Origin of the sequence: Adlercreutzia faecimuris, assembly GCF_022669055.1 — a bacterium.
In the GTDB taxonomy this organism is placed as follows: domain Bacteria; phylum Actinomycetota; class Coriobacteriia; order Coriobacteriales; family Eggerthellaceae; genus Enterorhabdus; species Enterorhabdus faecimuris.
The window spans coordinates 261,256-286,700 of sequence record NZ_JAJMLW010000004.1 but is presented as its reverse complement, the minus strand read 5'-3'; the positions used below and the strand labels follow the sequence as shown (position 1 = coordinate 286,700).

The window sequence follows — 25,445 nt, the reverse complement described above, 5'->3', positions numbered from 1 at the left end:
AGTTGTGGGCAGAATTCCACAGGAGGCGCGCTACGCCAGAAGCGCCTCGTCGGCGGCCAGGCGCGCCTTCGCCTCGGCCAGCTGGGCGCGGACGGCCTCGTGGCCGGTGCCGCCGTAGGTAGTGCGCGCCGCCACGATAGCCTCGAGGTTGAGGGCGCCGGCGATGTCGGCCTCGAACAGGTCGCATTCGGCCTTGAAGTCGTCCAGCGTCAGATCCTCCAAATCGCAGCCGCGCTTCTCGCACAGAAGCACCAGGTGCCCCACCACCTCGTGGGCCCGGCGGAAGGGCAGGCCCTTCTTGGCCAGGTAGTCGGCCACGTCGGTGGCGGCCAGGTAGCCCTTGCGCGCCTGGGCCATCATGGCGTCGGGGTTCACCTGCAGGGTGGCGATCATCCCCGCCGCGCATATATAACAGTCCTCGAGGGTGTTCGCCGCATCGATGGCGCCTTCCTTGTCCTCCTGGAGGTCCTTGTTGTAGGCGAGCGGCAGCGACTTGACCGTCATCATGAGGGCCACCATGTCGCCGATGACGCGGCCGGACTTGCCGCGGATGAGCTCGGCGAAGTCGGGGTTCTTCTTCTGCGGCATGATGGACGAGCCGGTGGAGTAGGCGTCCGACAGGGTGACGAATCCGAACTCGGCCGTCGACCACAGGATGATCTCCTCGCACAGGCGCGTGAGGTGCAGGGCCGACACCGAGCAGGCGTAGAGGAGGTCGAGCAGGAAGTCGCGGTCGGACACGGCGTCGAGCGAGTTGGGGATGACCGAGCCGAAGCCGAGCGCGTCGGCCGTCATGGCGCGGTCGAGCGGGTAGGTGGTGCCGGCCAGCGCCGCGGCGCCGAGCGGGCAGGCGTCGGCCGCGTCCCGGGCGGCCTCGAGGCGCCTGAAGTCGCGCGCGAGCATCCACGTGTAGGCGAGCAGGTGATGCGACAGCAGCACCGGCTGGGCGTGCTGGAGGTGGGTGTAGCCCGGCAGGATGACGTCGAAGTGGGCCTCGGCCTGGGCGATGAGCGCCTGGCGCAGGGCCACGTTGGCGGCCATGAGGTCGGTCGCGCGCTTCTTGGCGTAGAGGCGCGTGTCGGTGGCCACCTGGTCGTTGCGGCTGCGGCCCGTGTGCAGGCGCGCGCCCGGCTCGCCGATGGCGGCGGTGAGCGCGCCCTCGACGGCCATGTGGATGTCCTCGTCGTTCACGTCGAAGGCGAACTCGCCCGCCTCGATCTGGCCGAGCACGTCGGCCAGGCCCGCGTCGATGGCGGCGGCGTCCTCGGCCGCGATGACCCCCTGGGCCGCCAGCATGGCGGCGTGCGCCCGCGATCCGGCGATGTCCTGGGCGTAGAGCGCCTTGTCAACCGGCAGCGACGCGCCGAAGCGCTGGGTGAAGGCGTCGGCGCCTTCCTCGAATCTTCCGGACCAGAGGGCCATGGAGGGTTCCTTCCTACGCTATGACGGGGGCGTTGGCGATGACGGCCTCGGCCTCTTCCACGACCGCCGAGTTTTCGGCCGTGAACTCGTCGGCGGTGGATCCGACGGCCTTGAACTGGTGCATCTTCGCGCCCATGGACAGGCGATTCTTCGCCCACACCTTGCAGGTGAGCGCGTGCAGGTCGATGAAGCCCTTGGCGGCCTTCTGGTCGAACTCGTCCTCGGCCGAGTAGGTGGCCAGCTCGTAGGTGTAGAGCGAGTAGTCGGACGTGCGGCCGACCACCGTGCAGCTGCCCTTGTAGAGCTTCAGCTTGACGGTGCCGGTGACGCACTGCTGGGTGTCGGCGAGGAAGGCGTCGAGGGCCTCCTTGAGCGGCGAGAACCACAGGCCGTTGTAGACCTGCTCGGCCCACGTCTGCTCGATGCCGAGCTTGTAGTGGAGCACGCTGCGCTCCAGGCACAGGTCCTCGAGCGCCTTGTGGGCCTCGATGAGGGCCAGCGCGCCGGGCACCTCGTAGCACTCGCGGCTCTTCACGCCGACGAGCCGGTTCTCGATCATGTCGAGGCGGCCGTAGCCGTTGGAGCCAGCCAGGTCGTTCATGGCGTAGATGATGTCGAGGAAGCTCATGGGCTGGCCGTTGAGGGCGCAGGGGATGCCGTGCTCGAAGGCGACGTCGACGTAGGTGGGGGCGTCGGGCGCCTCGGTCGGGTCGACGGTCATGGTGTAGATGTCGGCCGGCGGCTCGGCCCACGGGTCCTCCAGCACGCCGCACTCGATGGCCCGGCCCCACAGGTTGTCGTCGATGGAGTAGGGCGACGCCATGGTGGTGGGCACGTCGATGCCATGGGCCTCGGCCCAGGCCATCTCCTCCTCGCGGGACTTGAGGTCCCAGTCGCGCACGGGCGCGATGATCTCGAGGTCGGGGTCGAGCATGAGGATGGACGACTCGAAGCGCACCTGGTCGTTGCCCTTGCCGGTGCAGCCGTGCGCGATGTACTTGGCGCCGAAGGTGTGGGCCGCGTCCACCAGGTGCTTGACGATGAGCGGCCGCGACAAGGCGCTGACCAGGGGGTACTTGTTCTCGTACAGGGCGTTGGCAGCCATGGCGCAGGTGAGGTACTCGTCGGCGAAGGCCTCGCGCATATCCACCACCAGGCACTCGACGGCGCCGGAGGCGAGGGCCTTGGCCTTGATGGCCTCGAGCCCGGCGTGATCCTGGCCCAGGTCGCCGGCGACGGCGATGACGTCGAGGTTGTACTTCTCCTGGAGCCACTTGATGCACACGGAGGTGTCCAGGCCGCCCGAGTAGGCGAGGATGACCTTGTCCTTGGCGGGGGTGTTCTGCTGCGTCATGATGATCTGCCTTTCGCTTGTTCTGCCTGACGGTGTGGTGCCCGGGTCTGCGGAACGCGGAAGGCGGCTCTGACGCGGGGGCTTTAGCCCTTGCGGGCGCCCCAGGGGTTCGTGCGGGAGGCTGCTGCGTGCCACGGCTCTTCATCGAGGGCAGGCGCCGGGCGGCGCCCACGGGGGCTCGCCTTCGCGCGAAGGCGAGTTTGGGGAAGGGAGAAGAGCGGCCCTTGGAGGAATGCGGACGACTAGCGTCGTCGCAGACGGGTCGTCACCTCGACGCGTCGGCGTCGGGTGACCGTGGAGAGGATGGCAGGACGCACGGCGGCAACACCCGCGGGGGCGCTGGTCGAAGCTATGAGACCGATGGTCTGCACGCCGTGGTTCCTTCCTGGTCGGTTCCTCCTGCGCGGTCGAACGATGACCGCGAAGCAGCTAATTGCTTGCAGGGGATAATACCCCTTCTTCCGCGAAATGGCGCGAGAAATTTACGAAACGGAAATTTTGGGCGCGCGAGGGGCTTCGCTGCTTCTTCATCAGGGTGGTTGCGCCCCAAAACGCGACTTATCACACCGATTCGCGTGATAAGTCGCGATTTGGGGACGGATCCTGCCAAAGATGGCGACTTATCACGAAATCTGGTGTGATAAGTCGCGTTTTGGGGCAGCGCGAGGGCCGCGCGGGCGCGGGTGCGCGGCGCCAGGCCGGGCGGGCTGCGCAACCCGCGCCCGGCGGGGTACGCCGCGCGTGAACGTGAGGCGAGGCGGGGCGGGACTGCACGCCGCGCGCGGGCTAGATGAGGGCGGCCAGGGTGTCGACGAGGGCGTCGATGTGGGACTTCTCGCAGATGAGAGGCGGCAGGAAGCGCAGGGTGCGCGGGCCGGTGGCGTTGAGGACGAAGCCGGCCTCAAGCGCGGCGGCCACCACCTCGGGAGCCGACGGGGCGTCCTCGGCCAGGTCGCAACCGACCATGAGGCCCAGGCCGCGCACGTCGTGGACGCGCGGCAGGGCGGCCAGGCGCTCGCGCAGGTAGGCGCCGGCCTCGGCCGCGCGCTGCTCGTAGCCGCCGGCGTCGAGCTCGCCGAGCACGGCGTGCGCGGCCGCCACGGCCAGGCAGCTGCCGCCGAAGGTGGTGCCGTGGTCGCCCGGCGCGAACAGGTCGGCCACCTCGGCGCGCGCCGCGCAGGCGCCGGCCGGGAAGCCGCCCGCTATCCCCTTGGCCATGGCCACCACGTCCGGCACGACACCGTAGTGCTGGAAACCGAAGGGGCGTCCCGTGCGGAAGATGCCGCACTGCACCTCGTCGCAGATGAGAAGCGCGCCGTGCTCGCGCGTGAGGCGGCGCGCCGCGGCCAGGAACTCGGGCGTCATCGGGTGCACGCCGCTCTCGCCCTGCACGCATTCCAGCATGACGGCGCAGATGGCGGCCCCGTGCTCCGCGAACACCGCCTCCAGGGCGGCCACGTCGTTGCGCGGCACGTCGTAGAAGCCGTCGGGCATGGGCGCGAAGTCCACGTGGAACTTGGGCTGGGCCGTGGCGGCCAGCGTCATCATGGTGCGACCGTGGAAGCTGGCGTCCACCGTCACCACGTGGTAGGGCACCGGCGCGTCGGGGCCGCCGGCCTCCTGGGCGCGCCGGCGGCCGTGGAGGCGCGCCAGCTTGAGGGCGCATTCGTTGGATTCCGCGCCCGAGTTGGTGAAGAACGTCTTCCACGGGCCCTGCTCGCCTTCCGGCGCGTAGCGGTTGAGCAGGTCGGACAAGTGCGCGGCCACCTCGCCGCGCTGCGGGATGTAGAAGTAGTTGCTCACGTGGATGAGCTGCGAGGCCTGGGCGCCTATCGCGTCCACCAGCACCGGCGGGCAGTGGCCGAGGCAGTCGCAGCCGATGCCGGAGAGGAAGTCGAGGTACTCGCGGCCCGCATCGTCCACGAGGGTCATGCCGCGACCGCCGACGAACTCGACGGGCTTGCGGGCGAAGGTGCCCATGACATAGGCGGATTCGAGGGACTGCTGCTCTTGGAGGGACATGGCGGGTTCCTTTCCTACATATCGCGGTTCTCGATGAGCTTGGCGGCGAAGTTGCCGAGGGGAGCGGCGGCCTCGGGGTCGCCGTCGCCGGTGACCATGGTTCCGATGCCCTTGTCGGTGAGGATCTCCAGCAGAAGCGCGTGGGGCGTCGTGCCGTTGATGATGTGGCCCTTCTTCACGCCGGCGTCCATGGCGTAGACGCAGGACCGCAGCTTGGGGATCATGCCGGTGGAGATGGCGCCCTCCTCCACCATCGTGCGTGCTTCCTCCAGCGTCATGGCCGAGATGAGCGTGTCGCGGTTCGGGTAGTCCTCGTAGAGGCCGTCGACGTCGGTGAGGAAGAACACCTTGTGGGCGCCGATGGCCGCGGCGATGTGGCCAGCCGCCACGTCGGCGTTCACGTTGTAGCAGCCGCCGTCCTCGCCGATGGCGACGGTGGCGATGACGGGGATGTAGTCGGCGGCCACCAGGTCCTCGATGAGCAGGTGGTTGATGCGCGTGATGGACCCGACGCGGCCGAGGCGCGGGTCGGCCTGCTCGGCCACGATGACGCCCGCGTCGGTGCCGCTGATGCCCACGGCCATGTTCCCGTGCTCGTTCATGGCCTCGACGAGCTCCTGGTTGACCTGACCGGTGAGCACCATGCGCACGAGGTCCATGGCCTCGGGGGTGGTGACGCGCTGCCCGTCGACGAACTCGACCGGCAGGCCGAAGCGGTCCATGGCCGCCGTGATGGCCTTGCCGCCGCCGTGGACGATGACCGGGTTCACGCCGATGATCTTGAGCAGGATGATGTCGGCCATCACCTCGGCGCGCAGGGCCGGGTTCTCCATGGCCGAGCCGCCGTACTTGATGACGATGGTCTCGCCGGTGATCTTCTTGATCCAGGGCATCGCCTCGGTGAGGACGTCGCCGGTGATGCTGGAAACGCCGTTGGGGCGCGTCTCGGTGTCGTACTTCATGAGCGGTAGTCTCCGTTGATCGAAACGTAGTCGTGTGAGAAGTCGCAGGTCCAGACCGTGGCCTCGGCGCTGCCGGCGCCCAGGTCGGCCGTGATGGCCACCTCGGGGGACTCGAAGCGGCGCAGCGCCTCGTCCTCGTCGAAGGGGACGGTGAGCCCGCCGCGGCAGACCGGCAGCCCCAGGATGTCGATGGCCACGTCCTCCTGGCGGAAGGCCGCGCCGGACCGGCCGAGCGCCGCGGCGACGCGGCCCCAGTTGGCGTCGTGGCCGTAGACGGCCGTCTTCACCAGAGGCGAGTTGGCGACCGTGCGCGCGGCGGCCTGGGCGTCGGCCGGATCGGCCGCGCCGCGCACGGTGACGGTGATGAGACGCGTGGCGCCCTCGCCGTCGGCCGCCATGGCGCGCGCGAGCGTGACGCACACCTGGTCGAGCGCCTGGGCCAGGCGGGCGAAGGCCGGGGTGCCGGGCGCCATCGGGGGCGCGCCGGGGGCGGCGGCGCCGCTGGCCAGCAGGAAGCAGGAGTCGTTGGTGGAGGTGTCGGAGTCGACGGTGACGCGGTTGAAGCTGGCGTCGGCAGCGGCGCGCAGGGCCGGCGCCAGGTCGGCGGCCAGCACGGGCGCGTCGGTGGTGACGACGGCGATCATGGTGGCCATGTCCGGCATGATCATCCCCGAGCCCTTGGCCATGGCACCCACGGTGAAGCGCGCGCCGGGGTAGCCCACGTCGTCGCCGTCGAAGGTGACGGCGCATTCCTTGGGGCGGGTGTCGGTGGTCATGATGGCGCGGGCCGCCGCCGCGCCGCCCGCGCGCGAGGCCGTCGCGACGGCCTCCGGCACGCCCGTGCGGAAGGGCTCGAGCGGCAGGTGCACGCCGATGACGCCGGTGGAGGCCACGAGCACCTCGGAGGCGGGGCAGCCCACGGCGTCGGCCGTGATGGACGCCATGGCCCGGGCGGCCTCGCGGCCGCGCTCGCCGGTGGCCGCGTTGGCCACGCCGGAGTTCACGACGACGGCGCGCGCGGTGCCGTAGCTCGGCGCGCCTGGCCCGCCCTCGTCCAGCTTCTCGCGGTTGACCTGCACGGGGGCGGCGCAGAAGACGTTGCGTGTGAACACGGCCGCGGCGGCGCAGGGCTCGTCGGCGACGACGAGGGCCAGGTCCAGCCGCTCGGGGTCGTCGCGGAAGCCGGCGTGGACGCCCGCGGCGCGAAAGCCCAGCGCCGCGGCCACGCCGCCGCCGGGGACGGCGGCCAGCGCGTCGGGCGCGGGCGCGGCCGGGGGCAGCGGCCGGACGGGCTCGCCCGGGGTGCCCGGGGCGCCGGCGGTGCTAGCGACGCCGGCGGCAGCCTTCTCGTTATCCATGGTCATCCCCTCCCCTACACCGGCTGGGCCACGGCCGTGAGGCCCGCGTCCTCGGGCAGGCCGAACACGATGTTGGCGCACTGGACCGCCTGGCCCGCGGCGCCCTTGCCCAGGTTGTCGATGGCGCCGACGGCCACGATCATGGGCGCCGTCGGGTGCGCCGTCACGCCGATGTGCGCGCGGCACGTGCCGGCCACCGAGGCGGTGCGCGGCCAGGTTCCCGGGTCGAGCACCTCGACGAGCGGCGCATCGGCGTAGAAGTCGCGGTAGAGCGCCACGAGCTCGTCGGCGCTCGGACGCGGGGCGGCCGGGTCGAGCGGCAGGTTCACCGTGGACAGCAGCCCGCGGTTGAGCGGGGCCAGGTGCGGCGTGAACACGAGGCGCCCGGGGATGCCGAGGATCTGCTCGATCTCGGGCGTGTGGCGGTGCGTGCCCACGCCGTAGGCCTCCAGGTTCTCGTCGGCGAAGCAGAAGTGGGTGCGCTCGGTGGCCTTCTTGCCGGCGCCCGTGACGCCCGACACGGCGTCGGCGACCACGGTGCCGGCGGGATCGACGAGCCCCGCGCGGATGGCGGGGGCGGCGGCGAGCGACGTGGCCGTGGGGTAGCACCCGGCGCAGCCCACGAGCACCGCCTCGCCGCGGGCGCGGGCCGCCGCGGCGCGGGCCAGCTCGCCGCCGGTGAGCTCGGGCAGCCCGAAGGCCGCCTGGGCCAGCAGGCCGGGAGCCGTGTGGGGCACCTGGTACCAGGCCTCGTAGACAGCCGGGTCCTTCAGGCGAAAGTCGGCGGACAGGTCGACGACGGTCACGCCCCGCTCGAGCAGGCCGGGGGCCTGGGCGAGGGCGGCCGTGTGGGGCACGGCCAGGAACACGACGTCGCAGGATTCCAGGTCGGCCTGGTCATGGGCGGAAAACGCCAGGTCGGTGGCGCCGCGGAAGGCCGGGTAGGCATCGGCCAGCGGACGGCCGGCCAGCGCGTCGGAGGTGACGGCGGTCAGGGTGAGTTCCGGGTGGGCCAGGAGCAGCCGCACGAGCTCGATGCCCGCGAATCCGGCCGCGCCCACCACGCCTGCTCTGAGGGTCATGGGTCGCTCTTCCTTTCGATGGGAGCCCTCGCCACGAGGGAGAGGGGACGGCGTCGCTGCCGGACGGCGCCGAGGGGTTGCGGAGGTGGAGGGGGCGCGCGGCGCGGCTTCGCCGCGCTAGGCGCGTCGTCGGACGGCCGGGCCCGGGGCCCCTGCCGTGATGATGGCTGCGTTGCGGAATTCCACGATCTACCCTCGATTTCGCTACCAGGGCGCCCCGCGGGCCTGCCAGTGTTACCATGGGCGCCGATTAGCGGCATTGTAATCAAACCGGTCAGCCTTTTGCGCGAGAACGCGCGAGTTTGGAGTGAGCGATGAGCAAGAACGACCAACCGGCCCGCGAGGCCAATATCGACGCCATAGTGGCCTACTTCGAGAGCGGCGCCAAGGCGTCGTCGGAGCGGCTGGGCATCGAGCTGGAGCACACGCTGGTGCGTGCCGACGGGACGCCCGTCCCCTACCGCGGCCCGGACGGCGTGCAGTGGCTGCTCGGCGAGCTTCTGGAGGACTACCCGGAGGCCTCGCGCGACCCGGAGGGCGACCTTCTGGGCGTGGCCCGTCCCGGCGAGGCCGTGACCATCGAGCCCGCCGCCCAGGTGGAGCTCTCGGCCGGCCCCTTCTCGCGCCTGGCCGACGCCGAGGCTTGCTTCTCCGCCTTCGAGGACGCCCTCGCCGCGCGCCTCGACCCCGTGGACACCCAGGTGCTGACCGTGGGCTACCACCCCACCGCCCGCGCCGTCGACCTGGAGCTCATCCCCAAGCGCCGCTACAAGCTGATGAACATGTACCTGGGCGCCATCAGCATGTTCGGCATCTGCATGATGCGCGGCAGCGCGTCCACCCAGGTGTCCATCGACTACTCGTCGGCCGAGGACTGCCTGCGCAAGATGCGCCTGGCCTTCGCCCTGGTGCCGCTGCTGTCGCTCATCTGCGACAACTCGCCTGTCTTCGAGGACGCGCCGCGGCCCCACCGGCTGATGCGCACCGAGATATGGGAGAAGTGCGACCCCGACCGCTGCGGCGTGGTGCCCGGCATCATGGAACCGGGCTTCACCCTGCGCGACTACGCGGCCTACGTGCTGGACACGCCGGCCATCCTGGTGGCCTGCGACGCGGAGCAGTGGTGCTACACCGACCGCACCTTCGGCGAGATCTACGCCGACGAGCCCATGACCCGCGAGCAGGTGGAGCACGCGCTGTCGATGTTCTTCACCGACGTGCGGCTGAAGACCTACGTGGAGATCCGGCCGGCCGACGCCATGCCCATCCCCTGCGTGATCGCCTACGCGGCCCTCATCAAGGGCCTGTTCTACGACGCCGGCAACCTGGACGCGCTCGACCGGCTCTTCGCCGGCGTGACCGCCGACGATATCGCGGCGGGGAAGGCGTCGCTCATGGCCGACGGCTACGACGGCTACCTGTACCACCACCCGGTCTCGGAGCTGGCCGACGAGGTGATGAGCCTGGCGGCCGCGGGGCTCTCCGACGAGGAGCGGCCCTACCTCGAGCCGCTGGCGAGCCTGGTGGCCGCGCGCACGACCCTGGCCGACGTGGCCGAGGAGCAGCGCGGGGAATAGGCGCCGGGCGGGCGGGCCGTGTGCTCGCGGCGCATCCGGCCAGGCGAGCGCGCTCGCGGCATCCAGCTGGGTGGGCGCCCCGCAGGTCCTCCGCGGGAGACCCCCTCGCGGGCGGCGCTGCCGGGCGCTGCCGCTTGGTGACAACTTGGGGCAGATTCCCCCGCGCGGCAGGCGCGTGCGACGCCATCCTCTAGACTGGCAGGCTATGGCATGACCGACGAAAGGAGCCTTTCGATGAGCAACGAGGGCAAGAAGGTTAAGATCCACTACACGGGCACCCTGGACGACGGCGAGAAGTTCGACTCCTCCTACGACCACGGCGAGCCCATCGAGTTCGTATGCATGGCCGGCGACGTGATCCCCGGCTTCGACGAGGGCGTGAAGGACATGGCCGTCGGCGACAAGAAGACCATCCACATCGAGCCGGCCGACGCCTACGGCGAGGTGCGCGAGGACCTCATCCAGGAGGTGCCGCTGGAGAACATCCCCAACGCCGAGGACCTGCCGGTGGGCGGCGTCATCTACATGCACGGCCCCGACGGGCGCCCGGTGCCCGTCCAGGTGAAGGCGATCGAGGACGGCGTGGCCACCTTCGACTTCAACCACCCGCTGGCCGGCAAGGCCCTCAACTTCGAGCTGGAGCTGGTGGAGGTCGCCGACTAGCGCTCCCCCTCCCGCACACCCGGCCCGAGCATGCGAGCGGCCCGGTTCTCCCTCGAGGAGAGCCGGGCCGCTTCACGTGATGGGCCGGCGGGCGGGACGCCGTCGGGCGCCCGCGCGCCGGGATCGTCGGGCGCTAGGCATAGACGGCCTGGTCGGTGACGGGGCGCTCGGCGGCAGGCGCCGCAGGCTTCGCGAGGGATGCCACCTTGACGACGCCGGCCTCGGGGATGGCGTCGGCCTCGACGAGCGCGCAGACGGCGCTGCTGGCATTATCCGGCGCGATGCCGAGGTTGGCGAAGCGGCGCGCCAGCTTGTGGCAGTAGGCGGCGTCCGGCTCGGACAGGGTGGACAGTACCTTGAGGGCCTTCTCGTTGAGCATCGGGGGCTCCTTTCCTCGGGACGTGCTCGACGAGGAAGAGGGTACCGCCCGCGATCGGGCGCTCCGTTGGAGGGCCCGACGAAACGACGGCCGCCCGGTTTGTACGATCGGACAAATAACTATGACTTAATCAGTAAGCGAATAGGCCAGCATGAGGAGGGCCGCGAGCTCCCGGTCGGCGAGGTCGGGCAGCCCGAGGACCTCCCGGATGCGCCGCAGGCGGTAGCGCACGGTGTTGGGATGCTGGTAGAGCGCCTCAGCCGTGGCGCGCACCTCGCCGAAGGCCGCCGCGTAGGCTCGGGCGGTGTCCGACAGCTCGGCGCCGTGGGCCCCGTCGTAGCCCTCGAGCAGGTCGCGGTAGAGCCGGGCGGTGCCCGAGAAGAGCCGGTCGCCCGCAGCCGCCACGCGGAAGGCGTCGATGCCCAGGTCGGCCCAGCGAACCGATGGGCGCCGGCCCTCGCACGCCGCGTCGAGGGCGGCGCACGCCTGGCGGATGGCCAGGTCGCCCTGGCCGAGGGGGACCTCCTGGCTGACGCCGAGGCTCAGGCGGCCCACGGCTCCCAGGCGCGTGATCAGGTCGACCTCGGACCGGGCGACGGCGCCGCGGGGCGGCCGGTCGTAGGACGCGAAGGCCAGCAGGCGGTCGTGGTAGCGCACGACGCTGGCCTGGACGACGACCGGCCAGTCGCGCTGGAAGGCGTAGAGGGCCGCGCCCAGCTCCCCCTGGAGCGCCGGCAGCGTGCAGCCGTCGGCGACGACGGGCCGTGCGGCCACGCACTGCACCGTCGACCCCGTGGCATGAGCCACCTCGAAGAGGGCCGCGCGGACGGCGGCCTCGTCCCGCGGGGCCAGCAGCGCGTCGATGCGCGCGTCGCGCTGGGACTGCGCCTGGTCCTCGGCCACCAGGGCGAGGACGGCGGCCATCAGGCGCTCGACGTAGTGGCCCTCGTAGAAGAGCACCGGGACGCCGCGGGCCGCGCTGAGGGCGGCGGCGTCGGCGCTGATGGCGTCGAGGGCCACCGGCTTGATGACGAGAGCGGCCACGTCCTGCTCGATCATGGCTCGGACGGCCTCGTCGGCCAGCGCCGGGTCGCGCCGGGCGAAGCCGAGCGACGTGAAGATGAGCTCACCGGGGACGAAGGAGTCGTAGCCGCCCAGGAAGGGCTCGCAATCGAGGATGCCAGCGCCGGTGACCACGCGGTCGCGATAGCCCTCGCAGGGCGCGGCCGGCCAGATGTCCTCGAAGATGCCGAGGTCGATGACATCCTGCAGCGTGATCATGGCCGCCTCCTCCCCTGCTCCGGCCTTCGCGCCATACTACGCCAATCACGTCGCGCCGGCCACCCCCTCGCGCGGGGCATGGGCGGAGGCGCGGCGCCCGATGGGCGCCGAGTGCCGGGTGCCGGGCGATCCCGCGCAGCAGGGCATCGGCGTCCGCCGCACGACACGCAGCGGGGGCGGGGACGCTCCGCCGCGCACGGGCCGCTAGCTGGCGTAGAGGCTGGCGTAGGGGCGGCTGGAGGCGGGGCGCAGGCGGTAATAGCCCTCGCCGGTCGCCTCGACGGGCGCGCCCAGGTCAGACGCGAAGTGGGCGTTGTACTCCCCCAGCAGGTCGGCGAGCAGCGCACGGTCATCCGCGTCGACAGGCTCGAGCACCAGGCCCTCGGGCACCTCATCGGCCGCGAGGGGCTCGCGCAGGTAGATGACGCCGCCGTGCATACCCGTGGCCAGGTACTGCCCGGGGCGCCCCATCAGCACGATGACGCCGCCGGCCAGGTACTCCCCCAGGAAGCTGCCGGCATCGCCGCCCACCACGATGGCCGGGCGCCGGCCCTCGTACTGCTTCATGTGGATGCCCACGCGCCAGCCGCAGCCGTCGCGCACAAAGATGCGGCCGCCGCGCATGGCGTAGCCCGCCGCGTCACCGCAGCGCCCGTGGATGACGATGGAGCCGCCGTTCATGGTGTTGCCGATCTGGTCTTGGGCGTTCCCGAAGACCTCGATGGCGCCGCCGTCGAGGTAGCTGGCCATGTCGTTGCCCGGTACCCCGTGGATCTCCAGCCGCTTGCCAACCGGCATCGCGCAGCCCAGGTACCGCTGGGCGCAGACGTCGCGCAGCTCGACCACGTCGGCCTCGGCCAGGGCGGCGCGCACGCGCTCGTTCGCCTCCTTGAAGTGCGAGGTGCCCAGCGTTACGCAGGCCCTCGAAAGGCACGGCTCGGCCATGTCAGTCACGCTCCTTCCAGCCGCGGCTGTCGCGATCCGCGGGATAGCACTTGTGCAGGCGCTCCCAGCGGACGTCCGCCGGGAAGTCCAGGTTGGCCGGCGCCCCATCGAAGATGGCCGGGTCGAGCGTGTCCAGGGGGACGCGCTGCTCGATGAGCGCCGTGTAGATGCCGGCGTTGGCCGGCCGGTTCAGCAGGATGTAGCCGACCAGGCAGCCGTCGCGCCGCACGAACTTCGCGTAGCGGTCGCCTTCCGCCGCCACCTCCACGACGCAGCCCGAGTCCTCGGCGGGGTTGATGATGCCCGCGGTGAGCAGCGACGCGTCGAAGAAGTCGACGGCGTTGACGGCGAAGCTCCCCTCGAAGGGCTCGGCGTCCGGCGCGCCTGCCATCTGACGGCCGGCGATGCGCCCCTGGCGCATGGCGTTGGGCCACAGGGCCAGCGGCCGCTCGGAGCCGTCCAGCACATCAGTCACCTGCACCACATCGCCGGCGGCGTAGACGTCCGGCAGACTCGTGCGCAACCGATCGTCGCAGACGAGGCCGCGCCCCTGGGCCGCGCCCGCAGCCGCGGCCAGCCCCGTGTTGGGGCGCACGCCCACGGCCGTCACCACCAGGTCGCAGTCGACGGAGGCCCCGTCGGTGAGCACGGCGCCCTCGGCGCGGGCGCCGTCGCCCAGGATGCGCTCGACCGACACGCCCGGCCGGCAGAGGATGCCGTGGTCGGCCAGGATGCCCTGGAGGACGGCCGCCCCCTCGGCGTCGAGCACGGCGGGCAGGATGCGCGGGGCTAGCTCCAGCACGAGCACCTCGTCCACCTGGTGGGACAGCGCCTCTGCCGCCTTGAGGCCGATGAGCCCCGCCCCGATGACGATGGCGCGCGCCAGCCGGCCCTCGGCATGGGCCCGCTCCGCGGCCGCCCTCGCCTCGTCCCACAGGGCCAGGGCGTCGTCCAGGGTCATGAACCCGTAGACGTTGTCCTTGCCGTCGAGTCCCTCGATGGGCGGGACGAAGGGAATGCTGCCCGTGGCCAGCAGGCATGACCCGTAGGAGAGGACGGAGCCGTCGGCCAGAACCGCCTCGTGGGCCTCTGGCCGCAGCTCGACCACCTCGTAATCCGGGCCGAGGAGGGCGTCGATGCGCTGCTCCTCGTAGAAGCCGGGGGCCTTGAGGCCGATGGCGTCGAGGGTCGTCTTGCCCTCGATGAGGTACGAGATGAGGGGGCGTCCGTAGGCGGGATGCGGCTCGCGGCTCACGATGGCGACCGACGCCGCCTCGTCGAGGGCGCGTATCTGCTCGGCGGCGGTGACGCCGGCAGCGGAGTTTCCGATGATGAGGTGGTCGAAGGCACGGTCAGCCATGCTAGCATCCCTCGCTTTCCACGTAGATGAGCGCCCGGTTGGGGCAGGCCGCCACGCAGGAGGGCTCGCCCGCCTCGCCCGGCACCTCGCCGCACAGGTCGCACTTGTAGGCGATGCCCTTCTCGGCCACGTCCTCGATGCGGACGGCGCCGAAGGGGCACAGCGACACGCAGGTGCGGCAGCCCACGCACTTGCGCGGATCGGAGGTGACCACCCCGGTGCGGGGGTTCTTGGTCATGGCGCCGGATATGCATCCCTCGACGCACTTGGGCTGGGCGCAGTGGCGGCAGTTGACCGCCACCGAGAGCTGCCGCGTGCCCTCCACGCGCACGCGGTTCTGCGGCTGGGGGTATTCCACCGTGAAGGCCTTCACAGTGTCGCGGCTACGTGAGTGGAAGGTCTTGCAGGCCACCTCGCAGCGCTTGCAGTCGATGCACCAGGCCTCTATGGCGTAGATTCTCTTCATGATGCTCACTCTCCCGCGTACTTCACGCCGAGGATCTCCAGCTCCTTGTCGTTCAGGCCGATGCCGCGCAGCATGAGCCGGTTGCCGCGCAGGCTGTCGATGGCGTTGATGCCCATGCCGCCCATCATCTCCTTGATCTCGTGGTTCCACCCGCGCACCAGGTTGACCACGCGCTCGGCGGCGACCTCGGGGTTGAGCCGCTTGGTGAGGTCAGGGTTCTGGGTGGCGATGCCCCAGTTGCAGCGGCCGCTCGAGCAGTCCTGGCACTGATGGCAGCCCAAGGCGATGAGGGCGGCTGACGCGATGTAGGCGGCGTCCGCGCCCAGGGCGATGGCGCGCACGACGTCGGCCGAGCTGCGGACGGATCCGGCCGCCACCAGGCTCACCGTCGAGCGGATGCCCTCGTCGCGCAGGCGCTGGTCGACGGCGGCCAGGGCCAGCTCGATGGGGATGCCGACGTTGTCGCGGATGCGCTTGGGCGCAGCACCCGTGCCGCCGCGGAACCCGTCCACCACGATGATGTCGGCCCCGGCGCGCGCCATGCCGCTGGCGATGGCCGCCACGTTGTGCACGGCGGCTATCTTGACGGCCACGGGCTTGCGGTAGAGGGTGGCCTCCTTCAGCGAGAAGATGAGCTGGCGCAGGTCCTCGATGGAGTAGATGTCGTGGTGGGGCGCCGGCGAGATGGCGTCGGTGCCCTGGGGGATCATGCGGGTGCGGGACACCTCCTCGTTGATCTTCTCGCCCGGCAGGTGACCGCCGATGCCCGGCTTGGCCCCCTGGCCGATCTTGATCTCGATGGCGGCGCCGGCGTTCAGGTAGTGGGGATCGACCCCGAAGCGGCCCGAGGCCACCTGCACGATGGCGTGGTCGGCATAGGCCTCGAGGTCGCGGTGGAGGCCGCCCTCGCCGGTGTTGAAGTAGGTTCCCAGCTCCTTGGCGGCCATGGCCAGCGACTTCTGGGCGTTGAGCGACACCGACCCGAAGCTCATGGCCGAGAACATGAGGGGCACGTCGAGCCGGATCTGGGGCGGCATGGGCGTCATCACCACGTGCTCGCGCTCGTTAACCTTGAGCATGCCCGGCCGGCTGCCGAGGAAGACGCGGGTCTCCATGGGCTCGCGCAGCGGGTCGATGGAGGGGTTGGTCACCTGGCTGGCGTTGAGCAGCAGGTGATCCCAGTAGATGGGGTAGTCCTTGGGGTTGCCCATGGAGGCCAGCAGCACGGCGCCCGTCTGGGCCTGCTTGGCGATGTCCTGCATGGCCTCGAGCGTCCAGTTGCCCGAGCCGGCGTCCACCTGGGGCCAGCGGGTGATGGCGATGGCGGTGGTGGGGCACATGACCACGCACCGCTGGCAGTTGACGCACTTGGCATGGTCGGCGGTCACACGGCCGAGATCCTCGTCCACCTTGTGGACGCCGTTCGCGCAGGATCGCTCGCACACGCCGCACTGGACGCATTCGTCCCTATCGCGCAGCACCTTGTAGCGAGGAAGCAGATAGTCGAGCATCCCTTACGCCTCCTTCCTCTTGGGCGGCATGACGCCCACCTCGTGCTGATAGGGCTTCTCCCGCGCGGGGCGGTTCTCGGCGGACTCGCGGCGCTTGCGCTCGGCCACCTCGTCGAGCTGCACGACAAAGGGGACGCCGCCCTCGACGGGGCGGACGTTCTCCACGTCGGGGCAGATGACCTCGATGGCGGCCTGCTCGCTGGCGAGGTAGGTCATGGGGCCCTTCTCCCCCACCATGAGGGCGCGCAGCTTGAGACGGTCGTTGAGGGCGAGCAGGCCCTCGTCCGACCCCAGGATGACCGAGAAGGGCCCGTTGACAAGCGCGCTGGAGTACGCCACGCGCAGGGCCGTCTCGAAGGCCGCCCGGTCGGGATCCATGCGGTCGATGTCATCCCACGAGCTGGCGGTCATGATGTGGGCGGCCATCTCCTGCGAGAACCCGTGGCGCCGCGCCAGGAGGTCGAACAGGTAGGTGATGACCTCGGTGTCGGTTTGGAGCTCGCAGCCGTAGCCGAACTGCTCGACGTAGCGGCGGTTGGCGTCGTAGCTCGATATCTCGCCGTTGTGGACGACCGACCAGTTCAGCAGCGTGAAGGGGTGCGCGCCGCCCCACCAGCCGGGGGTGTTGGTGGGAAAGCGCCCGTGGGCCGTCCACGCCCAGGCGTCGTAGTCGCGGATGCGGTAGAACTCGCCGATGTCCTCCGGGTAGCCGACGCCCTTGAAGGCACCCATGTTCTTGCCCGACGAGGCCACGAAGGCCCCGTTCACCTTCCCGTTGATGTGGAAGACGTGCTGCATCGTGTACTCCGCCTCGTCCAGGCCGCTCATGTTGAGCCGCATGGGATGCGGGGCGACGAAGTAGCGCCAGATGTCCGGCGGGTTCTTGATGGCGGCCACGGGCTCGGTGGGGATGCGCTCCTGCTTCTCGCTCATGAAGAACGTGTCGAGGTAGGCCTCGGTCTCGGCGCGGGCCTCGCGGCTCTCGTACATGATGTGGAAGGCGTAGAGGTCGCGGTACTCCGGGTAGATGCCGTAGGCCGCGAAGCCGCCGCCCAGGCCGTTGCCGCGGTCGTGCATGAGGGCGATGGACTTCAGGATGTCGCTGCCGTCGTGACGCGCGCCGCTGCGATCCATGATGCCCGCGATGGCGCAGCCGGAGGGTATGCGCACGGCGCCCTCCCGAAGGCTTTCCCTGATAGGCATGGGTCTTCTCCTCGTCTGTATCCGGTGCTTGGCGAATGCGGGCCCAGCGCCCCGCCGGCGCCGGAGGGCCGCGCCCGCGGTCCGTTACGCGCTACGACCCGACGGCGCATCGCCGTCGCGGCTGCCGTCCGCGAAGGCGGGCCGCGGCGACGTGGCGGGAGCGCTGGGCCTGCATTCTGCCAAGGTCACGATAGGCTGCCTTTGTTTCGGCGGCGTGTGGCCCGTGTTTCTATCCTGTTTCGCTTGCGTCCTCCAGCGATGCCATCACTTCCGCAATCAGGACGAGAGACGCCTCGTCGTCGAGCAGGTCGACCAGGATGCCGGCGAGAATGGCCTGGTCGATGAGGTCATCACAGGGGCAGAAGGGCGAGATGGGGACGAGGGGGTCGGTCAGGGGAAAGGCGAAGTCGCGTGACATCATCGGGATACCTCCATCAGTCGGGCGGATTCCGCCTGGGCGCGCAGGGCGGCCATCCAGGCGTTGTAGTTGAGCCGGCGGACGAGGGCGGCGTCCGCCGGCGAGGGGTCGGGCTGGCGACGGGCAGTGCGGGGCGCAGGCGCGACCGACGAGGAGACGACGGGGCGGCCACGCGCCGAGAACCCCCGGCGGGTGAGGGCCCAGAAGAGCGCCGCAGCCACTTGGAGTGCCTCGGAGCGCAGCTGGCCGTGCGGAACCCAGAGCGCGCAGCCGAGGGCCCGGGGCCAGGGCTGCCCTTCCCAGGAGACGAGGCTCGCGTCGAGGGCGTCGGGCGTCCAGGGGGCGCCGGGAGGAGCCTCGCCCAGGAGGCGATCGGCCACGGGCGGGACGGGCCCCCAGACAGCGCCCCCGCACGCGGCCAGCGCCTGGCGGGCGTCGTCGGCGCGCCCGAGCGGCACCAGGGCGGCGCCGAGGGACCTCTCCACCCTGCCGGGACGCCCCGCGTACTCGAACGACTCCCAGGGAATGAGCGCTTCGTGGCCGGGCGGCGCCTCGCCATGAGGCCTGAGGGCGCCCATGGCGCGCAGGGCCGTGCGCACGCGGGATACCAGGGGCCTCAGCCGGCGCGCACCCACCGCATCCGGGTCGACGGCCCAGCCCGCCTGGCAGCGCAGCAGAGTGACGCAGAGGTCATGGGGGTCGCAGGCGCAGAGGGCCTCGCCTACCGTGACGAGGGCTCCCTCCTCGCCGACGAGGCGGAATTCAGGCAAAGGGGCAGCGGGACGTGGGCACGCCATGGCAGATCCTCCCTTCGGAAGGTTCCCTGGATGAGAGAGGATCTTGCAAGCGTGGTGGGGACGGGGCGGGAAGAACGCCGTCGCTATGGGCGCGCCCGGATGGGCGGCGCTTGCACTGGCTCTGTGATTGATTGGGAATAGTATAGCACTAAAGAGAACGTTTGTTCTTAGAAATACGGGAACTTTTGTTCGTTTGATTTGCCAGAAGAGCGAAGTGGGGAAGGGCATTTCTGCCAAGCGCCTGGTTCTGCGGATGCGCGCGAGAGCTCAACGCCAGGCGCATGCACTTGGCGCGTTTCCGAGAAAGAGAGAGCTTTTTTGAGGGGGACTTTCGAGGAAGGAAGAGCTCACTCGGGAGCAGAGACGGGGATTCGGCTTGTCTCTTACTTCCCCCGAAGGTTGCGGAGGGTTTGGCGGGCTCGGGCGTAGTCTCGGGCGCCGTAGCCGGCGACGCCGGCGAGGACGAGGGCCGTCGCGAACACCATGATGCTCGCCACCGGCGAGCTGGCAGCCTCGACGCCCTGGAACAGCAGCGCCTGGCGCACGAGCGCGATGGCCGCGAAGCCCGCCACGGCCGCGACGAGCCGCGCCATCCCACTGCGGGCCTTCGCACGGGCTCGCCCGGCCTCCGCCTCGCGGCGCCTCAACTCCTTGGCCCCTCGGCCCATGGCCCCTCCTCTCGCCGGCCGCCCCGGCAGGCGGGCGCGGCATCACCGCATCGGGCAGACGTCGCCCCGGCGGCACCCCGGGTCGGGCCGGGGCGCCTGCCTAAGGCGAGCACAGCGGCGCCTAGGCCCGCTGGAGCTCGCTCTCGTCGAAGTCGACGCCGACGGCCCCTTCGCAGGCGGGCGCGGGCGCCGCGCCCTCGAGCTCGGCCAGGCTGCGACGCGCCGCGGCCAGGTGCACCTCGTGCAGCGGCGTGCGGCCGAACTTGGCGTTGTAGATGACGAACGTCATGAGGCCGGTGAAGAACAGGAAGAACACGGCCAGCAGGAACGATCCCAGATGCAGCAGGCCCTCGCCCATCTCGCCCAAGGCAAAGGATACGCCCACGTTGTACATGTTGTAGCCGCCCACGGGGATCATGACCGAGAAGCCCTGGCCGAAGACGTTGGCCAGCGTACCGGACAGCCCCAGCGGCGCGGCGATCGCCCCGCACATCCAGGCGAACAGGAGGATCCACACCGGCGCGGCCTTGGGGGTGAGGGCCCGCACGGCCAGGTAGCACAGCTGGAAGAAGGCGCACAGGATGCCGCCCATGAGGAAGGCGCCGGGGAACACGAGCGCCGAGGTGTTCTTGGCGGCAACCGCGGGCTCGACGCCCAGCGACCCGCAAGCGAGGCCGAGCAGGATGCAGCTGGCGGCACCCACCGCGTTGAACCAGATGACGAGCCACAGGCCCTTCCACACCGATGCGCCCAGCGTGGCGCCCTCGCGCGTCCAGGGGCCGAGCATCTTCATCCCCACGGCCATGGCGAAGCCGGAGAACGGGAGCAGCGCGCCGAAGGTGGCCCACTCCTCGAGGCGCTGGTAGACGGCCAGGCCGCCCAGCACGCAGCCGATGACGCCCATGGACACGAGCGTGGCGCCCCCGGTGAAGAACTCCAGCGGCGTGCCCGGCAGCAGCGCCGACCAGACAGACGCGATGGCCTGGGCGATGAGCGCGAAGCACCCGCCCAGGAAGAAGCTGTAGATGACGGTCTTGTAGGGTCTCATGGCAGTCTCCCCCAGAAGGCTCGGCGACACGGCCCGCCGGCGCGCGGCGGGATACCCCGGGCCGCATGTGCGTTCGTCCCCACCCACGCGGCCCGAGGCGGCTCACAGCATAGGGGAACGCCGCCCGCGGGCATCAACCCCACGGGTCGATTCGCGTCCCCGCAGGCGGTCGAAAATGCCCCGGGCCGAGTACTAGCCCCCCGCCCCCCGAGACGCGAAGGGGGCCGGAACCTCTGCGGTTCCGGCCCCCTCATCAGCCGTTATGCCAGGCGCTCACCCCGGGGGCGAGCAAACCCGCCGCTAGTTGCCGGCGGCGCGGGCGGCCTGGTACTCCTCGATCAGCTTCTTGGTCACGTCGTGGGGCGCCTCCTCGTAACCCTCCACCATGATGGTGTAGGAGCCGCTGCCGCGGGTGAGCGAGCGAAGGTCCTTGGTGTAGCCGACCACCTCGGCGTAGGGCACGCGCACCATGATGACCGTCTCGCCGGCGTCGTTGGAGTCGGTGCCGACGATGCGGCCGCGGCGCGTGGAGATGTCGCCCATGATGGTGCCGGCATATTCCTCGCCCACCACGATGTCCATGGTGGCCATGGGCTCCAGGATGACCGGGTCGGCCTTCTCGCACGCGGCGCGGAAGCCGATGCGGGCCGCCGTCTTGAAAGCCATCTCGTTGGAGTCGACGGAATGGTAGGAGCCGTCGTACACGGCGCACTTGATGTCGACCATGGGGTAGCCGGCCAGGAAGCCCTCGCGCATGGCGTCCTGGACGCCCTTGTCGACGGCGGGGATGAGGCCGTTGGGGATGGCGCCGCCCTTGATCTCGTCGATGAACTCGTAACCCGCGCCCGGGTTCGGCGACAGGCGCAGCCAGCAGTCGCCGAACTGGCCGGCGCCGCCGGTCTGCTTCTTGTGGCGGCCCTGGGCCTCGGCGGTCTTGCGGATCGTCTCACGGTAGGGCACGCGCACGGGCACCAGCTTCGCATCGACGCCGGTCTGCTCCTTCAGGCGCGCCATCAGCATGTCGACCTGGGTGTCGCCCATGGCGGTGAGGATGGTCTGGTGCGTGTCCTCATTGCGGGAGATGACCACCGTCGGGTCGGACTCAGCCGCGCGGGCGAGGAACGTTCCCAGCTTGTCCTCGTCCTTCTTGTTGACGGCCTCGACGGCCACCGGGTACTGCGGGGTAGGCGTGGGCAGCGGCATGACGGATATCTCGCCGGTCTGGGACAGGGTATCGCCCGAGCGGGTCTCGACCAGCTTGGGCACCACGATGATGTCGCCGGCCTTGGCGCTCTTCACGTCCATGGGCTCCTTGCCCATCATGACGTAGAGGTGCCCCAGGCGCTCCTTCTTGCCGGTACGGTAGTTGATGAGCTCCATGCCCGGCTCGAGCACGCCGGCGATGACCTTCAGGAAGCTGAGGCGGCCGACGAACGGATCGGACAGCGTCTTGAAGACGAAGGCGGCGGGGCGCTTGGACTCGTCCACGCGGATGGTCTCGCCGTCGGCCATCTGGAAGCGGCCGTGGCTGCGCGGGTGCGGGAAGTAGGTGCAGATGTCCTCCATGAGGCCCTGGACGCCCTGCATGATGATGGTGGAGCCCACGAAGACGGGAATGAAGAGCTCCTTGGCGATGGCCTGGTCGAGCAGGGACTCGAGCTCGGCCTGGGTGAGCTGCTCCTCGCCGTCGAGGTACTTCATCATGAGCTCGTCGTCGGCCTCGGCCACCAGGTCGCAGAGCTTGTCGCGGGCCGCCTGGGCCACGTCGGCGTACTCGGCGGGGATGTCGGTGACGACCTCCTCGAGGCCCTCGCCGTCGTGGAAGCGGGCCTTCATGCGGATGACGTCGATGACGCCCTTGAAGTCGGATTCCACGCCCATGGGAATGGTGACGGCGCCCAGGCGCGAGCCGAAGCGCGCGTGCAGGGTGGCCATGGCGGTGTCGAAGTTGGCGTTCTCGCGGTCGATGTGGTTGATGTAGACGGCTCGCGACAGACGCATGTCCTCGGCCTCGCGCCACAGCTTGGTGGTCATGACCTGCGGGCCGGCGACGGCGTCGACCACGAACAGCGCCATCTCGGCGGCCTGCATCGTGGCCAGGGTGTCACCGATGAAGTCGGGGTGGCCTGACGTGTCGAGCACGTTGATCTTGTAGTCCTTGTAGGGGATGGGGGCGATGGAGGTGCCGATGGTGAACTTGCGCTTGATCTCCTCGGGGTCGTAGTCGAGGTAGGACTTCCCGTCGTGGGTCGTGCCCATGCGGGGGGTCTTGCCGGAAACGTAGAGCATCGCCTCGGCGAGCGACGTCTTCCCGGCGCCGTCTTGGCCCACGAGGACGATGTTTCTCACGTGTTCGGTAGCAGGAGCTGCCATGGTGACCACCAACTTTCGGGTTTCGCCGCCGCACGTGCTCCGAGGGAGGGCGCGGCCGCTCGGGCCTTCATTACGAACTCTCACTCACCGCCCGCACGCAACACCGGGCGACCCCTTCAGTTTAGCGTATCTTCCCCCACGCGACGGTCTCACGAGCCAGGTTTCGCGCGCGGCCGAGGGCTCCTCGCCCGGTTTTTCGATCCGCTCGCGGGGAAATCCGCCGATGCGGATGGGGAAGGCGGCGCAGATGGGGCAGCGCAGTGCGGAGGGCGCATTTGCCCGAAAGCCCTTGCGCGTGGGCGAAAGACGGCTATCATGCCCGTGTCTATCTGCGAAAACGTAAACTGGCGTTTACAAGGGGGGTTTCTCGGATGGGCGGCGGGCCGCCTTGGGCCCGTCGGGCGCCTATTCGAAGGGGTGATGACCATGTCCGACTTCGAGCTGCCGATGAGGCCCCCGCGTCCTGCGGGAACGGCCCACCGCGGGACGTCGCTTCCCGCGGCGCTGGCCCTGGCGGGCGCGGCCGTGGGCGTGCTGGCCAGCGCGTGGCTGATCCACCGGGCCCTCACGGGCCCGGGCGGCGACGAAGGAGATGGCACGGCGAGCGGCGCGGGCACGGCGAGCGGCGTGAAGGCTGCGGCGCAGGGCGCGGGCACGGCGACCGGCGCAGGAACGGCAGGCGACACGGGAGCTGCGGCGCAGAGCGCGGGCACGGCGGGCGGCACGGGAGCCGCAGGCGCCGCCGCAGCGGGCAGCGCGAGGGTCGCGGGCGGCAACATGGCGCGTGGCGCGGGAGCCGCGGCCGCCCAGCCGGACGACCCGGCCACGATGCTCGGCCAGCTGCGGTCGGCCGAGGGCGCCGTCCTCGACGAGCTGGGCCTGTCGGCTGACGAGCGCTGCATCGGGCGCCTCGTCATGCGCGGGCTCACCTACCGTCAGATAGCGGGCCGCGTCTACCTGGCCGAGCGCACGGTGAAGTACCACGCGCGGCACCTCTACGCGAAGGCGCGGGTGGGCAACCGCCGCGCCTTCGAGGCCTACGTGCGCCGGCGCCTGGCGGAGCGGGCCGACGCATAAGACCGCGGGACGGGTCGCGCCAGGTCGGCGCGCCCGGCGACCCCGGGCGCGCCGACTCCCGCCGCGCAGCCCGTGCGCCCGGCCCGCGCCCGCGCGGCGCCTACAGCTCGGAGATGATGCGGCGCGTGCGCGCGGCCACCTCGGCCTTGGCGCGCTCGACGTCGATGGTCGGCCAGGCGCCGTCGCGGTAGACCACCTCGCCGTCGCACATCGTCAGCACCACGTCGGAGCCGTCCCCGGCGTAGAGCACGTTGTAGGCGGGCGCCGTCATGGGGCACCACTGCGGGCCCGTCACGTCGAGCACGCACACGTCGGCGCGCATCCCCTCCCTGATCAGGCCGCAGTCCTCACGCCCCTGGGACAGCGCGCCGGCGCGCGTGGCCGCCTCGATCACCTGACGCGGGTCGACCACGGCCGGGTCGAGCGTGGAGCCCTTGGCGATGAGCCCCATGAGGTACATGTCCTGGAACAGGTTGTGGTTGTTGTTCGACGCCATGCCGTCGGTGCCGAGCGCCACCCGCACGCCCGCGTCGAGCATCTTGGCGACGGGCGCGAAGCCGCTGCCCAGCTTCATGTTGGAGGCCGGGCAGTGAGCCACGGTCACGTCCCGCTCACGCAGGAGGGCGATGTCGGCGTCGTCCACCCACACGCAGTGGGCGGCGGTCACCGCGCCGTCGAGCACGCCGAGGGAGTCGAAGTAGGCGATGGGGCTCAGGCCGTCGTGGCGGCCGCGGCACTCCTCCACCTCGCTTCGGGTCTCGGACGCGTGCAAGTGTACGCGCAGCCCCTTCTCGCGGGCGATGGCGGCCACCTCGGCGCACACCTGTGGGTTGGAGGTGTACTCGGCGTGGATGTTGTAGTCGATGCGGATGCGCCCGTCGGCCGACCCGTGCAGCTCGCGCACGAGCTCCTCGTTGAGGGCGCACTGCGGGTACTCGGCGAAGGGCTTGGGCTCGAAGGCCAGCAGGCCCTCGCTCAGGTTGGCCTTCATTCCCGCCTCGGTGACGGCCTGGGCGCGCTCGCGCGTGGCGTAGTACATGTCCGAGAAGCTGACGCCGCCGTAGCGCGCCAGCTCGGCACAGGCCAGCGTCATCGCCCAGTAGTTGTCCTCGGGCGTGATCTTCGCCTCGAAGGGCCAGCACTTCTGCTCGAGCCACGCCTGGAGCGGCAGGTTCTCGGCGTAGCCGCGCAGAAGCACCATGGGAGCGTGGGCGTGGTCGTTGTAGAGGGCCGGCATGAGCAGCTTGCCGGCGCCGTCGTAGGCCTCGCCGTAGGCGTCGGCATCGGCAGGCGCCTCGTCCCCGATGTAGGCGATGCGGCCGTCGCGCACGCCCACCCAGCGATCCGGCTGGTAAGCGAGGTCCTCGTCGAGGATGGCGATGTTCTTGAACAGCATGGCGGTTCCTTTCCGCGTGTCTCCCGCACGCTGGGGCGGCCCGGCGCCCTCCCGTCGGGCGATCCACCGCCCGTCCGGCCCGG

22 protein-coding genes are annotated in these 25,445 nt (G+C 70.6%); 3 read left to right on the top strand and 19 right to left on the bottom strand.

Annotated features, from left to right (window positions below; translation table 11 throughout):
* Positions 1–30: 30 nt before the first annotated feature.
* From argH to argC, 6 genes are all read right to left on the bottom strand, one after another.
* Positions 31–1,422: an argininosuccinate lyase gene (argH, locus tag LPT13_RS11555; protein WP_242166554.1), complete on the bottom strand. Its 1,392-nt coding sequence runs from the start codon at positions 1,420–1,422 to the stop codon at positions 31–33.
* Between the two features lie 13 nt (positions 1,423–1,435).
* Complete coding sequence (locus LPT13_RS11550) at positions 1,436–2,776, bottom strand: argininosuccinate synthase (RefSeq protein ID WP_242166553.1); 1,341 nt, start codon at positions 2,774–2,776, stop codon at positions 1,436–1,438.
* 786 nt (positions 2,777–3,562) lie between these two features.
* A complete protein-coding gene (locus LPT13_RS11545; protein WP_242166552.1) occupies positions 3,563–4,798 on the bottom strand; it encodes an aminotransferase class III-fold pyridoxal phosphate-dependent enzyme in 1,236 nt (411 codons plus the stop codon).
* 14 nt (positions 4,799–4,812) lie between these two features.
* Entirely contained in the window at positions 4,813–5,760 is a 948-nt protein-coding gene (gene argB, locus LPT13_RS11540) for an acetylglutamate kinase (RefSeq protein WP_242166551.1), read from the bottom strand.
* On the bottom strand, positions 5,757–7,118 hold the full coding sequence (argJ, locus tag LPT13_RS11535; RefSeq protein ID WP_242166550.1) for a bifunctional glutamate N-acetyltransferase/amino-acid acetyltransferase ArgJ: 1,362 nt from the start codon (positions 7,116–7,118) through the stop codon (positions 5,757–5,759). The genes argB and argJ overlap by 4 nt, the downstream gene beginning before the upstream one ends.
* Before the next feature lie 14 nt (positions 7,119–7,132).
* Positions 7,133–8,200 (bottom strand): N-acetyl-gamma-glutamyl-phosphate reductase, encoded by a 1,068-nt coding sequence (gene argC, locus LPT13_RS11530; protein WP_242166549.1) that lies wholly within the window; start codon positions 8,198–8,200, stop codon positions 7,133–7,135.
* Positions 8,201–8,514: 314 nt separating this feature from the next.
* Here argC and LPT13_RS11525 point away from each other — a divergent pair, with 314 nt between their 5' ends.
* Together LPT13_RS11525 and LPT13_RS11520 are read left to right on the top strand one after the other, a co-directional pair.
* Entirely contained in the window at positions 8,515–9,777 is a 1,263-nt protein-coding gene (locus LPT13_RS11525; protein ID WP_242166548.1) for a glutamate-cysteine ligase family protein, read from the top strand.
* A 234-nt stretch (positions 9,778–10,011) separates the two neighbouring features.
* Positions 10,012–10,440, top strand: coding sequence for an FKBP-type peptidyl-prolyl cis-trans isomerase (locus tag LPT13_RS11520; protein WP_242166547.1), 429 nt, complete (start codon positions 10,012–10,014; stop codon positions 10,438–10,440).
* A gap of 133 nt (positions 10,441–10,573) precedes the next feature.
* On the opposite strand, the gene LPT13_RS11515 is transcribed toward LPT13_RS11520, so the two are convergent.
* From LPT13_RS11515 to LPT13_RS11460, 12 genes are all read right to left on the bottom strand, one after another.
* Positions 10,574–10,819, bottom strand: coding sequence for a hypothetical protein (locus LPT13_RS11515; protein WP_242166546.1), 246 nt, complete (start codon positions 10,817–10,819; stop codon positions 10,574–10,576).
* Between the two features lie 126 nt (positions 10,820–10,945).
* Positions 10,946–12,100, bottom strand: coding sequence for a helix-turn-helix domain-containing protein (locus tag LPT13_RS11510; protein ID WP_242166545.1), 1,155 nt, complete (start codon positions 12,098–12,100; stop codon positions 10,946–10,948).
* Between the two features lie 204 nt (positions 12,101–12,304).
* Positions 12,305–13,045 carry a GltB/FmdC/FwdC-like GXGXG domain-containing protein gene (locus tag LPT13_RS11505; protein WP_242166544.1) on the bottom strand — a complete coding sequence of 247 codons (741 nt, stop codon included), beginning with the start codon at positions 13,043–13,045 and terminating at the stop codon, positions 12,305–12,307.
* A 1-nt stretch (position 13,046) separates the two neighbouring features.
* Positions 13,047–14,405 carry an NAD(P)/FAD-dependent oxidoreductase gene (locus LPT13_RS11500; RefSeq protein WP_242166543.1) on the bottom strand — a complete coding sequence of 453 codons (1,359 nt, stop codon included), beginning with the start codon at positions 14,403–14,405 and terminating at the stop codon, positions 13,047–13,049.
* A 1-nt stretch (position 14,406) separates the two neighbouring features.
* Complete coding sequence (locus tag LPT13_RS11495) at positions 14,407–14,871, bottom strand: 4Fe-4S dicluster domain-containing protein (RefSeq protein WP_242166542.1); 465 nt, start codon at positions 14,869–14,871, stop codon at positions 14,407–14,409.
* 5 nt (positions 14,872–14,876) lie between these two features.
* Entirely contained in the window at positions 14,877–16,382 is a 1,506-nt protein-coding gene (locus LPT13_RS11490; protein ID WP_242166541.1) for a glutamate synthase-related protein, read from the bottom strand.
* Positions 16,383–16,385: 3 nt separating this feature from the next.
* Positions 16,386–17,585, bottom strand: coding sequence for a class II glutamine amidotransferase (locus tag LPT13_RS11485; RefSeq protein ID WP_242166540.1), 1,200 nt, complete (start codon positions 17,583–17,585; stop codon positions 16,386–16,388).
* A 229-nt stretch (positions 17,586–17,814) separates the two neighbouring features.
* Positions 17,815–18,006: a hypothetical protein gene (locus LPT13_RS11480; protein ID WP_242166539.1), complete on the bottom strand. Its 192-nt coding sequence runs from the start codon at positions 18,004–18,006 to the stop codon at positions 17,815–17,817.
* Positions 18,003–18,800 (bottom strand): hypothetical protein, encoded by a 798-nt coding sequence (locus LPT13_RS11475; protein WP_242166538.1) that lies wholly within the window; start codon positions 18,798–18,800, stop codon positions 18,003–18,005. Before LPT13_RS11475 ends, LPT13_RS11480 begins: the two co-directional genes overlap by 4 nt.
* Positions 18,801–19,183: 383 nt before the next feature.
* The gene (locus LPT13_RS11470) at positions 19,184–19,393 is read right to left on the bottom strand and encodes a hypothetical protein (RefSeq protein WP_242166537.1); all 210 of its coding nucleotides are present in this window, start codon (positions 19,391–19,393) and stop codon (positions 19,184–19,186) included.
* Positions 19,394–19,589: 196 nt separating this feature from the next.
* Positions 19,590–20,516, bottom strand: coding sequence for a SpoVA/SpoVAEb family sporulation membrane protein (locus tag LPT13_RS11465; RefSeq protein WP_242166536.1), 927 nt, complete (start codon positions 20,514–20,516; stop codon positions 19,590–19,592).
* 300 nt (positions 20,517–20,816) lie between these two features.
* Positions 20,817–22,889, bottom strand: a complete 2,073-nt coding sequence (locus tag LPT13_RS11460) for an elongation factor G (protein WP_242166535.1) — start codon at positions 22,887–22,889, stop codon at positions 20,817–20,819.
* A gap of 426 nt (positions 22,890–23,315) precedes the next feature.
* On the opposite strand from LPT13_RS11460, the gene LPT13_RS11455 reads away from it, so the two are divergent.
* Positions 23,316–23,966, top strand: a complete 651-nt coding sequence (locus LPT13_RS11455) for a helix-turn-helix domain-containing protein (protein ID WP_242166534.1) — start codon at positions 23,316–23,318, stop codon at positions 23,964–23,966.
* 100 nt (positions 23,967–24,066) lie between these two features.
* Here LPT13_RS11455 and LPT13_RS11450 read toward each other — a convergent pair whose 3' ends face one another.
* Positions 24,067–25,362 carry an amidohydrolase gene (locus LPT13_RS11450; protein ID WP_242166533.1) on the bottom strand — a complete coding sequence of 432 codons (1,296 nt, stop codon included), beginning with the start codon at positions 25,360–25,362 and terminating at the stop codon, positions 24,067–24,069.
* Positions 25,363–25,445: the final 83 nt, after the last annotated feature.